The 13,437-nt window shown below is 48.4% G+C and carries 11 protein-coding genes; 7 read left to right on the top strand and 4 right to left on the bottom strand.

The window, feature by feature from the left end; genetic code table 11:
* Positions 1-162: 162 nt before the first annotated feature.
* Positions 163-1,809: a response regulator gene (locus tag D0S45_04090; protein TIH19367.1), complete on the bottom strand. Its 1,647-nt coding sequence runs from the start codon at positions 1,807-1,809 to the stop codon at positions 163-165.
* A gap of 547 nt (positions 1,810-2,356) precedes the next feature.
* Between D0S45_04090 and D0S45_04085 the strand changes: the two genes are divergently transcribed.
* The 5 genes from D0S45_04085 (at position 2,357) to D0S45_04065 (ending at position 8,737) form a co-directional block, all read left to right on the top strand.
* On the top strand, positions 2,357-2,533 hold the full coding sequence (locus D0S45_04085; protein ID TIH19366.1) for a FeoB-associated Cys-rich membrane protein: 177 nt from the start codon (positions 2,357-2,359) through the stop codon (positions 2,531-2,533).
* 736 nt (positions 2,534-3,269) lie between these two features.
* Positions 3,270-5,069, top strand: coding sequence for a biotin attachment protein (locus tag D0S45_04080; protein ID TIH19377.1), 1,800 nt, complete (start codon positions 3,270-3,272; stop codon positions 5,067-5,069).
* A 149-nt stretch (positions 5,070-5,218) separates the two neighbouring features.
* The gene (locus D0S45_04075) at positions 5,219-5,497 is read left to right on the top strand and encodes a hypothetical protein (protein TIH19365.1); all 279 of its coding nucleotides are present in this window, start codon (positions 5,219-5,221) and stop codon (positions 5,495-5,497) included.
* Positions 5,498-5,506: 9 nt separating this feature from the next.
* Complete coding sequence (locus D0S45_04070) at positions 5,507-6,634, top strand: sodium ion-translocating decarboxylase subunit beta (protein TIH19364.1); 1,128 nt, start codon at positions 5,507-5,509, stop codon at positions 6,632-6,634.
* Positions 6,635-7,000: 366 nt separating this feature from the next.
* Positions 7,001-8,737, top strand: a complete 1,737-nt coding sequence (locus tag D0S45_04065; protein TIH19363.1) for a phosphoenolpyruvate carboxykinase — start codon at positions 7,001-7,003, stop codon at positions 8,735-8,737.
* A 47-nt stretch (positions 8,738-8,784) separates the two neighbouring features.
* Here the strand turns inward: D0S45_04065 and D0S45_04060 are convergent, their stop codons facing one another.
* On the bottom strand, positions 8,785-10,134 hold the full coding sequence (locus D0S45_04060; protein TIH19362.1) for an L-serine ammonia-lyase: 1,350 nt from the start codon (positions 10,132-10,134) through the stop codon (positions 8,785-8,787).
* Positions 10,135-10,230: 96 nt separating this feature from the next.
* On the opposite strand from D0S45_04060, the gene D0S45_04055 reads away from it, so the two are divergent.
* Complete coding sequence (locus D0S45_04055; GenBank protein TIH19361.1) at positions 10,231-10,635, top strand: DUF523 domain-containing protein; 405 nt, start codon at positions 10,231-10,233, stop codon at positions 10,633-10,635.
* Positions 10,636-10,805: 170 nt separating this feature from the next.
* Here the strand turns inward: D0S45_04055 and D0S45_04050 are convergent, their stop codons facing one another.
* Positions 10,806-11,075, bottom strand: a complete 270-nt coding sequence (locus D0S45_04050; protein ID TIH19360.1) for a hypothetical protein — start codon at positions 11,073-11,075, stop codon at positions 10,806-10,808.
* A gap of 13 nt (positions 11,076-11,088) precedes the next feature.
* Positions 11,089-11,745: a YkgJ family cysteine cluster protein gene (locus tag D0S45_04045; protein ID TIH19359.1), complete on the bottom strand. Its 657-nt coding sequence runs from the start codon at positions 11,743-11,745 to the stop codon at positions 11,089-11,091.
* Positions 11,746-12,120: 375 nt separating this feature from the next.
* On the opposite strand from D0S45_04045, the gene dsrA reads away from it, so the two are divergent.
* Positions 12,121-13,434, top strand: coding sequence for a dissimilatory-type sulfite reductase subunit alpha (gene dsrA, locus D0S45_04040; GenBank protein ID TIH19358.1), 1,314 nt, complete (start codon positions 12,121-12,123; stop codon positions 13,432-13,434).
* Positions 13,435-13,437 lie beyond the last annotated feature (3 nt).

The raw sequence follows: 13,437 nt of genomic DNA, 5'->3' as shown, positions 1-13,437 counted from the left end.
AGCTTCGTTATATGAATAGCCTAGATCGGTGACGAGCTTGACGGCAGACTTCCTAAATTCTTCTGAATACTCTCGGTTACTCATGACTGTCTCTCCATGAGCTGACCTTAACCTCTCGAAGACTGTCCGTCATCTATAGGGCACTTCAGGTGTTTGAAATCATCACAGCTTTAAGGGTTTGTTAAGCTGATATCTATCAAGCATTTTCATCAAACTCTTGTTCTCAATAGGTTTAGCCAGATAGTCGTCCATACCTAGTTCAAGGAATTTTTCCCGGTCTCCTTTCATGGCATAGGCCGTTATGGCGATGATGGGAATGTTTTTGCAGGATTCTCCAGCTTCCCCATTTCTAATGGCCCGAGTGGCGGCGATTCCATCCATTACCGGCATCTGGATGTCCATCATTATTATATTGAACTCTTCAGCTGAGGCTTCTTTTATCGCCTGTTGCCCATTCTCCACTGCTGTGACTTCGCATCCGGCCAGTTCCAACTGTCGTTTTGCCGCTATTCTACTTATGGTTTCGTCTTCTGCCAGCAGAACTTTTAGTTTGCCTTTGAGTTTGGGCTGTTCCTCCGTCTGGGGGGACAGTTTGTCAGGGCGTGAAGCATTTTCAAAATTTATACAGAAATAGATAGTCGTTCCCTTACCTAATTCGCTTTCAATAACAATATTGCCGCCCATAAGTTTTACCAACTGTTTGCAGATGCTTAGGCCGAGCCCGGCTCCTTGGTGCGGGCGACTGAATCCTTCGTTTCCCTGCGTAAAGGGGGCGAAAAGTTCATCCAGCCTGCTGTCCGGGATGCCCGGGCCGGAATCGGTTATGCTGAAAAGAAGTCTTGTATGGTTCTGGGAAGTAGTTGGCAGAGGGTAAGTTTCAATTAAAATTCTGCCGGAATCGGTGAATTTGATTGCATTGCCCAGAAGGTTGGTCAGCACTTGTTGCAAACGAGCTGCATCGCCTTTTACTGTGTGTGGGGTTGTCGGGTGCGGGGACAGTTTTATTGTTAGGCCTTTTTGCCGGGCTACAGGACGGTAAAGATCCGCGATGTGTTGCAGTAACTTTTTCAGGTCGAAGGGTACTGACTCCACAGAAAGCTTGCCTGCTTCCACCCGTGATAGATCTAGTATATCTGAGAGCAGCGTGGTCAGTCTTTTAGCTCCCATGACAGCAAGGTCGATGTATTCAAGTTGTTCTTTGTCCTGCGGAGTTGATTTGAGTAATTGGAGCATGCCCAATACTCCGTTGAGTGGTGTGCGGATCTCATGGCTCATGTTGGCAAGGAATTCGCTTTTGGCCCGGTTGGCTGATTCAGCCAGTTCTTTGGCCCGGACTAGTTGACGGTGCGCTTTTTTGATTTCTGTCATGTCAACGTCAATGCAATACATATATTTGGAGCCGTCAGGATTCTTCTGCATCACATGGGCCGAATATACCGGAACGATGCTGCCATCCTTGCGGCGCAGGTTTAATTCTCCGGCAGGTATGCGGATCCCCTTTTCGTGCCAGTCGCGGATGTGGCTGATGACTCCTTCGCGCATATGCTCTGGGATTATCAGGTCTTCAAGCTTTTTGCCGAGTGCTTCTGCGCGAGTGTATCCATAGAGTTTTCGGCTGGCAGAGTTCCAGAAAACAACTTTGCGATTTTTGTCGTATCCCTGCACAGATACCATTTCAACATGGTCAATCAGCTTCCGAAATCGTTCTTCAAGGTAGCGGTCCGTTCCGTAAAGCTGCTCTTCAAGTTCAGTGATACGTTTATCTCTGGCCGCAAGCTCTTTGATCAGCTGCTCTTTGCTCATATCCATGGTCAGTCCCGATGTTAGCGTAAAGATATTTGTAATTATGACATATTGATACTCTTGCGCACAAGTCTCATTTGAATGTCGTGAATAGGTGTAGTCGCCAAATTTATGACCTTCTTAGTGAGTCTTTTTTTTCGTGAATATTCCGTAATTATAGGGTCTTGTGTGGTCTGATTTTCCCGTTGCACTTGGTATGCATGTTGCTTCCTTAAGAAAAGGAGGTAAAAAATGCATAGAAATAAACTTTCAGGTAAAACCATACCCGTATTATTTGATGTTGTCGTTTGGGGAGGCTTTGCTGCTTTTTTGTTTGCAAGCTATATCGCTTGTCAAACTTTACTGGAGCGCTTTCCTGGTCCGGTAGATAAGCTTTTGGGGATGTTTCAGGATTTTGTAGCCTGATTTTACGCCTCACTTTGGAGTTGCTTTTTAAAAATTAGGGAATTATCTGATAGATGGCTTGTTTTTGCTCGCACAGGGTTGACTTCACGTGATTTAGGGTTAAAATTTGATTAAGTGAAAATGAAATCCTTTATCAGTGGAGTTTCTGATGGAAAATATAATTGTTTTTGGTGCAATCATAATTGCAGTCATCTATTTGGTTAGAAAGTGGTTTGGCAAAGGGGGCGGGAGTTGCGGGTGTGGTTGTGACTGTCCGGCTGCAAAAGGCGGAGAAGGTTGTTGCGGTGAAGGAAATAACCACATCGACGATCTTCGACAAAAGTAGTAAAATTAAATAAATTTAAATATTACAGAGCTTTGAGTTTCTTTGGGTTCAAAGGCTGAATAAAGTTTTTGAGTTGATTCTAGCGAGCCGTCCGCAACATGCGGGCGGCTTTTTTTTGTTAAGAGGGGCATGCAGGTAATAAAGCACACTTTTTTAGTAATTAGCTACTATTGCAGTATGTTTTTAATGTGTTTAAGGGCTAAATTGGTTGTAAAAACAAAAATGTAAATCGTATTGTGAAAAAATGTTCAAATATGTTGTTTTTGAGTTGAAATGCTGTTCGCAAGTGAACTTTTACACGTAGAATAACAATCGTGATCGAAAATGAGACTGTGTGTTTGGTAAAGGGTGATGTTAAGGTGAATGATTGAGTTGTATAGTAAAAAAAGAATTAAATTAAAGGTTTATAGTGCTTAGTTCAGAGGGATGTATAAGAATTGGAAGTGAAAAGAAGTCTCACAGGCAGGCAATTTTACAACTTAACTACTAAATATTTTTTTAGCTACTCTTTTTTGCTGAAATTGTCAGAGGTTTGTGTTAGGTACTTGGTACTTTCAGCTCGTCTCATTGCCACATTTTATTTCAGGCTAGACGAATATGTTCTCGTAAATTACTGGTTTCCTTTAAAAAATTTGGGTTTAACAAGAATGTGTATCCGCATGCTCCCCCGCTTGCGGCGATGTGTTCCATTCTCAAACCATAGGGAGGGGAAGTGGCCAAGAAGAAGATTAGGTTCATGTGTACAGCCTTTCGTGACGGATTTCAGTCCGTTTACGGGGCCAGAGTTAAGACCGATGATTTCCTGCCTGCCGTAGAAGCGGCCAAGGAAGCGGGTATCAACTGGTTTGAAGCTGGCGGCGGCGCACGGTTCCAGGCCCTCTACTTTTATTCCAATGAATGTGCCTTTGATATGATGGACAGGTTCAGGGAGACCGCAGGTCCCGATGCCGACCTTCAGACACTCGCTCGTGGTGTCAACGTTGTCGGACTTGAATCCCAGCCCAGTGACGTCATCAAAGCCCATGCCGATCTCTTTGCTAAGCACGGCATTACCACCATCCGTAACTTCGACGCTCTAAATGACGTCAATAACCTGATTTATAGCGGTCAGTGTATTGCTAATGCCGGACTTAAACACCAGGTCGTTGTTTCCATGATGGAACTGCCTCCCGGATGTTCCGGTGCTCATGATGCCGCATTTTACGAGAAGACCCTGCGTCAGATTCTTGATGCGGATATCCCTTTTGACTCCGTATGCTTTAAAGATGCGTCGGGTACATCCACCCCGGGTAAGGTTTATGAAACCATTAAGGCCGCCAAGAAGATGCTGCCCGAGGATGTTCTGCTTCATTTTCACACCCATGAGACAGCAGGGATCGGCGGACTTTGCTATCACTCAGCAATCGAAGCGGGCGCGGATGCCATTGATCTATCCATGGCTCCTGCCTCAGGTGGAACATGTCAGACCGACATAATCACCATGTGGCATATCCTGCGTGGAACTGATTACACCATTGATGTTGATATTGATAAGATCATTGAAGCTGAAGATGTTTTCCGTGATTGCATGAAGGATTACTTCCTGCCTCCGGAAGCGACTCAGGTTGATCCCATGATCCCCTTCAGCCCCATGCCCGGCGGCGCGCTTACCGCGAACACCCAGATGCTTCGCGATAACGGCCTCATGGACAAATATCCCGAAATTATCCGGGCCATGAGTGAAGTAGTACGCAGGGGTGGATTCGGTACTTCCGTTACCCCGGTTTCCCAGTTCTACTTCCAGCAGGCATTCAATAACGTAATGTTCGGCCCTTGGGAAAAATTTGCTGACGGTTACGGCAAGATGGTTCTGGGTTATTTCGGTAAGACTCCGGTCGAGCCTGATCCCGAAATTGTCAAGCTTGCTTCCGAGCAGATGGAGCTTGAACCTACCAAGAAAACTCCGCTTGAAATCAACGATGCGGATTCATCTAAAGGTCTCGAACCTGCTCGCAAAATCTGCGAAGAAGAAGGTTTCGAGCTTACCGATGAGAACGTTTTCATCGTGGCAACCTGCAAAGACAAGGGTGTCAGCTATCTTAAAGGCGAAGCCCGCGTCGGTATTCGTTATAAGAAAGACGTTGAAGCCGAACAGCTCAAGAAGCTGGGTGCCACTGTTGGCGGCGGTTCCGGTTCCGGAACAGTTAACGTCACCGTGGATGGTCAGGCCTACACCGTCAATGTGGATGGTTCCACTGCCACAGTTAACGGCAAGTCCTTTAATATCGGCGCCGGTGATGCTCCCGCAGGAGGCGCGGCTTCCGCAGCTCCCGCCGGTGCAACTGAACCCGTTGCTGCTCCCATGCCCGGTCTGATTATCAGATTGGCGGTTGAGCCCGGAACTCCGGTTCAGGAAGGACAGACCCTCGTCGTCATGGAAGCCATGAAGATGGAAATGGAAGTCAAGGCGCACAAGGCCGGTACTGTTACCTCCTTCTCCGTCACTGCCGGTGATCAGGTGCAGCAGGGGCAACCCCTGGCCCAGATGTCCGTTTAATCAGACCGCCCCAAAACAGCGATCTGCGACGTTGCTTCAAAAAAGCCAGAAACTCACATATGTCTTAATATGCTTCGTTCCTGCCTTTTATTCGCGCCTTGCATTTCACCATTTTGGAATGGTCTGTAGAAAAGGATAGGAGATAAATAATGCAACAGATGTTGTTCAGCTGGGACAACGTGGTCGCGGGTAACGGCGTGGCGCTTTCTATCACAGGTATGTGCATCGTGTTCACAGCCTTGCTTTTGGTAAGTGTCTACATCGCGCTGCTGCCGAAGCTTGCCGCGTTCTTAAATAAGATAATTCCGCCTTCCGCCCATCACAGCGGACCGGTGGCCAATGCTCCTGCTCCTCAGGTTCAGACCGGACCTTCGGAAGCCGAGATAGTGGCTGCCGCAGTGGCGTATCTGCATAAAAACAAGGGCTAGACAGACGTTATGGATATACTTCTGCACTTCATAAGCACAACGGGCTTTGCAGAAATGACCCCGGGCAACTTCATCATGATTGTTATCGGGATCATCTTCATCGCCCTTGCTATTATTAAGGACTACGAGCCGCTGCTACTCCTGCCCATCGGGTTCGGAGCCATCGTGGGCAACATCCCCTCCATCGCCGGGATGCCGCTCAGCGTCTATGACGAAGGCAGCGTGCTTTATTATATCTACTTCGGGGTCAGCGCAGGGATTTTCCCGCCATTGATCTTCCTCGGCATCGGAGCCATGACCGACTTTTCGTGCATGCTCTCCAATCCGAGACTTGTGTTGCTCGGTGCAGCAGCCCAGATGGGGATCTTCGCGACCCTCCTCGGGGCCATGTATATGGGCTTCACTCCCAGTGAGGCCGGTGCTATCGGCATTATCGGCGGGGCGGACGGGCCTACGGCTATCTTCCTCTCCTCCAAGCTGGCACCGCATCTACTGGGAGCTATCGCCATTGCCGCGTATTCGTACATGGCACTGGTCCCGGTTATTCAGCCTCCGATCATGAAGCTGATGACCACCAAGAAAGAGCGACTCATACGTATGAGCGCGCCCCGTGAAGTCTCCACCCGTGAAAAGATTCTTTTCCCGGTGGGCGGCTTTATCATCACCGCGCTTATCGCACCGGGCTCACTTGCTCTGGTAGGTATGCTCTTCTTTGGTAACCTGCTTAAAGAATCCGGCGTTACCGAGCGTCTGGCTGAGACTGCGCGTACTGCGCTTATCGACTCAGTTACCATTCTGCTTGGCTTTTCCGTGGGAGCATCCACTCAGGCTCAGACCTTTCTGACTCCTGACAGCCTGCTTATTTTCGGGCTGGGTGCTGCCTCCTTCTGTGTTGCCACCGCGAGTGGATTGGCTTTTGCCAAGCTCATGAACTTGGTCTGTAAGGACAAGATCAACCCGCTGGTGGGTGCCGCAGGCGTCTCCGCTGTTCCCGACTCCGCACGAGTGGTTCAGATGGTTGCCCGCGACGAAGACCCGCATAACTTCCTGCTCATGCACGCCATGGCCCCCAACGTAGCCGGGGTTCTTGGTTCCGCAGTAGGCGCAGGTGTTCTCTGGTCCGTTCTGGCAATGTAGGATAAATTAGGATGAATAAGCTTACCCGCAATACCGTGATGACTAAACGTAAACGCAGACGTATGTTTGTGGTTGCGAATCCCGGCATTAAGGGAAGCAAGCTGGAAACAGCAGGTCACAACTGATCGAATAAAAGGCGCGTACTCAACTGAGTATGCGCCTTTTCATTTATGATACCCCGGCAGGGGGAAGTGTGAACATTATTGGTCTAATTGTGTAAAAATTTGCGAAGCCGAACAGGGAACTGGTTCATAAGGGAAAACTTATTAATTTTAAGTAAATGAACAGTGGCATTTTGTCGCAAATGGCGTTAGGGCGTCTCATCAGAAGTCGTGACGACTTACATTTTCTTTGGAGGAAAAAACAGTGGCTAGTCAGTCAACCTATGAGTTTTACAAAGATGACCTTTCCAAGATTCCGCCTCTCCGGGCGATCGCGGAAACTCTGCTTGCAGATAAAAGGGTAAGAAAAGTCAATGCAGCAGAAGCATATGAGCTTGCCCGCAAGCAGTGGGATGTAATGGAAACAGATCATCCTGTTTATCCTGAAGCTGCAAAAAGACTCGGCCTGCCCGAGGGAGCAAAGCTTCTTAACCATTGCCATGGTAAGATCGTCGGTCGTACCGCTTTGGCTCGTCGATTTTATAACGGCTTGAATGGACCGGATCAGCGCAAGGTTCTCGGTGACCTGCGTGAAGCTATTTCCGACATGCAGGAACGTCCGCTCATCAAGGCTGAAGCCATTGTAGGGCTGGATCAGGATCTTATGATCAAGGCGACTATCCTTGGCGGTGAAGACGATGCGGCCAATATTTTTAACTGGCTGGTCAACTTTACTCCCTTTGATGAATTGGCTGAAGAGTATGCCAAAAGCGCGAAACTTCCCATTCAGGATATCATTATCATCGGTGACAACCTCTGGCGTAATGATGATCCTTTCTATCATAATCAGGGATTCCCGCAGCTGGCTCTTGTGGATGAAGACTGCAATGTTATCTACAACTTCGGCATGCGTTATTTCGGTGAGCGGAAAAAAGGTACCCTCACTCTGGCTTGGACTTCCGGTATCCGTGTAGGTATGGCTGCATGCCACGGCGGTATCAAGGAGATTGATTTCTCTGATTGCCCGGATGAGGAAATCAAGGAGCTGGGCAAGAAGTCTATTGCTTTCTTTGGTCTGTCCGGTACCGGGAAATCCTCCCACACCAACTCCCATGACAATGGCGGAACCCTGCCTGAAGGATTCGCCAAGAAAGTGCTTCACGATGATGCTTTCCAGATTGATACGGAAAACCGTGTCTGCCGTGCATGGGAACCGACACTTTTTGACAAGACCGATTCCCGCCCGCTGGGCCACCCGGATTGGAAATACATGGTTTCTGTAATGAACCATGCCATGCTGGAAATTGACGGCAAGGTAATGCCTTTGGGTGAGGATATCCGTAATCCCAACGGCCGTGCGCTTATTGATCGCGATGTTATCGGTGATCACGTTAACCGCTGCACCTTCCCGGACTCCCTGTGCTGGCTGATGAAAGACACTTGTCTGCCGCCGATCATCCGTTTTACGGATACCTATCTGGCTGTGGCCATGGGCGCGGCGTTGACTACCAAGCGCAACCTCGCGGAAAACGTTTCCGAGGAAGAGCTGAAAAAACTGGTCTTCATTCCTTATGCCAACCCCTTCCGTGTCTACGAACTCTGGAAGGATGTTGAAGCATTTGCCCATGTTTTTGATTGCGGCGCAAAAGGATACAGTTTTAACTCCGTCGGGTTCTGGCGTTCTTCAGATACTGATTTGAACCCCATTCCCTTGCAGACTTCACTGACCCTTCAGACTATGATCCTTACCGACAATCTGGAGTGGGAAGATTGGGATCTGTTGCCCGGTGCGCAGATTCCCAAGCGTAACTGCATGGAAAAAATATTGCCCGGTTTCTACGATACCTACAATCCGGCTAACGTTGAAAACCGTGCCGAATACATCCAGACCCTCAAGGATCGTTTTGCCCAGCGCAGGCATTTCCTTGAGCAGACAGATGATCTCAACTGCAAGCCTGATCTGCTCGCCAAGCTGACCAAGCTTTTGCAGGTTAAAGGTTAATAAATAAGAGTCCCGAAAACTTTAGTTTTCGGGACTCTTTTATTTCTTTAGCAATTAGGCACTGACACTGCCAGCCCGCCTAACGATGTTTCTTTGTATTTACTATTCATATCCTTCCCTGTTTCAGCCATAGCCTTCACGACCTCATCAAAACTGACCTTATGAAAATTTTCGTTTTCCACGGAAGCAATGAGATAAGCATTGTAAGCCCGGACTACGCCCATGGCATTGCGTTCAATGCAGGGAATCTGTACGTATCCGCCAACAGGGTCGCAGGTTATACCTAAGTGATGTTCAAGTGCTGATTCTGCGGCATTCTCAGTACGCCAGAAGCGGTTGCCGTTGGCATAGGCTATTAATCCGGCAGCCATTGCCGAGGCTACACCGATCTCACCCTGACAGCCTACTTCAGCCCCGGCAATGCTGGCATTGTGTTTGGCAATGAAGCCAATTACCGCGGCAACAAGCATTCCTTCGCGTACATTTTCTCGACTGATGTTAAGATCTTCTTCCAAAGCGTAAACCGCAGCAGGGATGACCCCGGCTGACCCGGAGGTAGGCGCGGTTACAACGATGTGTCCGGCAGCGTTTTCCTCAGACGCGGCAAAGCCGTAAGCGTTCAAACGGAGCAGGAAGCTGTCGGCGCAGTTGGGGCGAATGCTGCTGTCAAAGAGACGTTTGGCTTTACGGTGTAACCCGATGGGGCCGGGCAGAGTGCCTTCAACTGCTAGGCCGTTCCTTACCGCCTGTTTCATGGCATCAATAATCGCATCCAGTCTTTCGTATACCTCATCTTCTGAAATACCGCTGATGGCGGTCTCGTTGGCAAGGATGGCTTGATGCATGCGCAGCTCTTCTTCTGTAAGAATGGCTTTGAGTTCATCCATATTTGAGTATTGATGCGGCGGAACACGGGGAATTTCCTCCTGCTGGCCTTTCCATTTAATAAAGCCGCCGCCGATGGAGTAGTATTCCTGCTCAAACAGAATTTTTTCACCTTTTCTAAGGCGCAGGAGCAAGGTGTTGGCATAAGGAAAATTGTTTTTCACCTCAGCGAAGACCACGTTGTTCACGCTTAGGGGTAGAGAAATCTGACCGCTTTTAAACTGGTGGCTGGAGCCGTCAGCAAGAGAATCAAGGAACTTACATTCTACATTGTCAGGCCGAAATCCAAGTAGTCCCGCAACTACAGCGCGGTCAGTGCCGTGTCCTTCTCCGGTAGCACTAAGGCTGCCGTAAAGTCTGACTTCAATGTTGTCCGGCTGGGTGTCCAGAGAAAGGTCCGCTACAGCGTTATTAAAGTTGTATCCGGCCTTCATGGGGCCGATGGTATGGGAACTGGATGGTCCGGGTCCGATTTTGAAGAGCTCGAAAACAGAAGTGGTAATGGCGGTCATAACTCCTCCTTGACCGTGGAAATTGTTTATGAAATTTATCATTAGCATAATGAGTGAAAGCTAACAATGCAGATTCGTCTTTCGGAGGTTACAGGTATGTATATAGTAAGTGGCTGTCTGGCCGGACTTTGTTGCCGTTATGACGGCAAGGACAATGCAGATGAAAGGGTCATGAAACTGGTCGCAGAAGGAAAAGCCGTTCCGGTCTGTCCTGAGCAACTGGGAGGATTGACTACCCCGCGCCCGCCTTGTGAAATCGTGAAAGGAAAAGTGCTGAGCGATCAAGGTGCGGACGTAACTGAAAATTTCATGCGCGGAGCAGAAGAGGCCATTAAGCTGGCAAAATTGCTCGGCAGCAAAAAAGCGATCCTCAAAGCCCGCTCCCCGTCCTGCGGCATCGGCAGGATTTATGACGGAACCTTCAGCGGAAAGATGATTGATGGAGACGGTTTATTTGCTGCTATGTTACGAAAAGAAGGCTTTGAACTGGAAACAGAATAAAAAACATCCCGGAAATCCAAAAAGATTTCCGGGATATTTTTTTGCGCAAGATTTGCCAAGTAGCGTGGCGAAGCCTTATTAAAAGGTTTTGGGATTCTTAAACCCTTTTGCAAAAGGGTTTAAGCCGCCGGAGGCAAGCTCATTTCATCAAAAGCGCGGAGCGCATCAAACTAATGCGTAATTCTATCTTCTTTAATAAGCTGCTGCGCCACGCTGAGATCGTAGAGCGACAGTGGATTACGGTCAGAACCGCGTTTTTTATATTCTTCAGCGGCTTCCATGATTACGTCATAAGGCAGCCATTCGTGTTTTTCCCAGATTATGGGATTGTCATTGGACCAGAGTCTGAACTCGACTGATCCCTGATTTTCCCGCACGTACATTTTGGTGTCGCGAGTTTGCAGGGAAGGGTAGTAATAAAGTCCGCGTTCATCTTTCATTATATATGTATCCTTAAAGTTTGCGCAGTGAAAAGGATTTCCCATTGGGAGTGGCGATAACACCGTATCCTTTAATCAGAATGCTCATGGGCCTGCCGAAGAAAAAGTCCAAGGACTCTTCGGGAAGACCGGCTTTTTCCATGACCAGTTCGCGGACTGAAGCATCAAAAATCAGCATTTCGCGCAACTCAGCCTGAAGTTCAGTGCTTTCATCCCAGCTTTCAATGGCCTTGGCGGCAATCTCGGACATTTTGATGGGATCGCATTTGCGGTCATGCTCATCAATGAGTTCGAGTACCGGATGTCCTGCGGGAAGAACGTCCTTTCTGGAAATTCTGTCCTTGCTGTAAATTTCCATCAGCGGTTCAGGATCTTCGCAAAAAAGTTTTTGGCATTCAAGAGGGCGGTTCTTGTAAATGCGACAAACCTGACTGGAAAGGGCAAGGAATTTACAGGTCCATTCTCCGCCTGTCCCTTTAATTTTGAGAATCTCTTCTCCAAGGGGAATTACCGCGCCTACTGGCTGGTCATAGGCCAGTTCGCCTTTGCGCAGGGTAACTATTTCAGTAAGGTCAATGCCGTCCGCCTCTTTAAGAAGAGGCAGGTCCTGTGTGTGCAGCGCCGGGCCGCCTTTACGGCAGCAGGTACCGCATTGTTTACATTCATTCATATTAAGGAATCACTTTTTCAAGTTTATGTTGCTGGTTATCGAAAATTTTTGTAGGAAATATCTGCTACTGACGCACCTTGTGTTCGGGATGAGTAAATACGCTGAATCAGCCTTGCTTGGCAAGTCCGAGTTTATCAATTGTGATAACTTGAATCATGTATTGACAATAGGCGTGTTAGTTAATTATCCAACACTATAGGTTGTGTTTTTTTTCACTTAAGGGTATCTTTCCCTCCCCTTGCATCGAAAGATGAGTGGGGTCTCGCACTAAGAGAGGAAAGCAACCGGGCTAAAGTCGGTTATTCGACTGACGTACCGGATGCCTAATTTGTATTGGTAGGTATATCTTATTAAACTTTATGGAGGTTTAAGGGAATGGCGAAACACAAAACTCCCTTGTTGGACCAGCTTGAAAGTGGGCCTTGGCCTAGCTTCGTGTCCGACGTAAAACAAGAAGCCGAAGTTAGAGCTAAAAACGAGAAGGACGTGAATTATCAGATTCCCGTTGAAGTCTGCGAAGACCTTCTCGGTGTTCTCGAGCTGTCTTACACCGATGGTGAAACACACTGGAAGCACGGCGGTATCGTTGGCGTTTTCGGTTACGGCGGCGGCGTTATCGGTCGTTACTGTGACCAGCCCGAAATGTTCCCCGGCGTAGCACACTTTCACACTGTTCGTGTTGCTCAGCCTACTGCTAAGTACTACACCACCGATTTCCTGCGTCAGATCGTTGACATCTGGGACATGCGTGGTTCCGGTCTTACCAACATGCACGGTTCCACCGGTGACATCGTCTTCCTTGGAACAACCACTCCTCAGCTCGAAGAAATTTTCTACGAACTGACTCATGAAGCAGACGTTGACCTTGGTGGCTCCGGCTCCAACCTGCGTACTCCTGCAGCATGTCTCGGTATGTCCCGTTGTGAGTATGCATGTTACGACGCGCAGGCTCTCTGCTACGACATGACCATGGAATTCCAGGACGAACTTCACCGTCCTGCTTTCCCCTACAAATTCAAGTTCAAATTCGACGCTTGCCCGAACAGCTGTGTTTGTGCTCTCGCTCGTTCTGACTTCTCCGTTGTAGGTATCTGGAAAGATGAAATCCGCATCGACCAGGAAGCTGTTGCAGCTTACGTCGGTGGTGAATTCGCTCCTAACGCTGGTGCTCACTCCGGTCGTGACTGGGGTAAGTTTGACATCCAGAAAGAAGTTGTTGATCTCTGCCCCGGTAAGTGCATCAAGTACGCTGACGGCAAACTCGAAATCAACGATAAAGAATGTATGCATTGCATGCATTGCATCAACACCATGCCTCGTGCACTGATGATTGGTAATGATCGTGGCGCATCCATCCTTTGTGGTGCTAAAGCTCCGATCCTTGACGGTCCTCAGCTCAGCTCCCTCCTCATTCCTTTCATCAAGGTTGAAGAGCCTTTTACCGAGGTAAAAGACGTAGTTGAAAACATTTGGGACTGGTGGATGGAAGAAGGTAAAAACCGTGAGCGTCTGGGTGAAACCATGCGTCGCATGGGCTTCCAGAAGCTTCTCGAAGTTACCAACGTTAAGGCTGATCCGAGACACGTTCAGGAACCAAGACACAACCCCTACATCTTCTGGAAAGCAGATGAGGTTGATGGTCCTTGGGAACGTGACGTTAACGAATACAGAAAAAGACACCAGAGATAACAC

Source organism: Marinifilum sp. JC120 (assembly GCA_004923195.1).
In the GTDB taxonomy this organism is placed as follows: domain Bacteria; phylum Desulfobacterota; class Desulfovibrionia; order Desulfovibrionales; family Desulfovibrionaceae; genus Maridesulfovibrio.
Note: the sequence above shows the minus strand (reverse complement) of the source record. Positions and strands in the feature narration are given on the sequence as shown.

What these genes read in the sequence shown, in the direction of transcription:
- D0S45_04045 (TIH19359.1), bottom strand. Translation starts at nt 11,745, where the DNA reads ATGAATGAATGTAAACAATGCGGTACCTGCTGCCGTAAAGGCGGCCCG.
- D0S45_04060 (TIH19362.1), bottom strand. Translation starts at nt 10,134, where the DNA reads ATGACCGCCATTACCACTTCTGTTTTCGAGCTCTTCAAAATCGGACCC.
- D0S45_04055 (TIH19361.1), top strand. Translation starts at nt 10,231, where the DNA reads ATGTATATAGTAAGTGGCTGTCTGGCCGGACTTTGTTGCCGTTATGAC.
- D0S45_04075 (TIH19365.1), top strand. Translation starts at nt 5,219, where the DNA reads ATGCAACAGATGTTGTTCAGCTGGGACAACGTGGTCGCGGGTAACGGC.
- D0S45_04070 (TIH19364.1), top strand. Translation starts at nt 5,507, where the DNA reads ATGGATATACTTCTGCACTTCATAAGCACAACGGGCTTTGCAGAAATG.
- D0S45_04085 (TIH19366.1), top strand. Translation starts at nt 2,357, where the DNA reads ATGGAAAATATAATTGTTTTTGGTGCAATCATAATTGCAGTCATCTAT.
- dsrA (TIH19358.1), top strand. Translation starts at nt 12,121, where the DNA reads ATGGCGAAACACAAAACTCCCTTGTTGGACCAGCTTGAAAGTGGGCCT.
- D0S45_04090 (TIH19367.1), bottom strand. Translation starts at nt 1,809, where the DNA reads ATGGATATGAGCAAAGAGCAGCTGATCAAAGAGCTTGCGGCCAGAGAT.
- D0S45_04080 (TIH19377.1), top strand. Translation starts at nt 3,270, where the DNA reads ATGTGTACAGCCTTTCGTGACGGATTTCAGTCCGTTTACGGGGCCAGA.
- D0S45_04050 (TIH19360.1), bottom strand. Translation starts at nt 11,075, where the DNA reads ATGAAAGATGAACGCGGACTTTATTACTACCCTTCCCTGCAAACTCGC.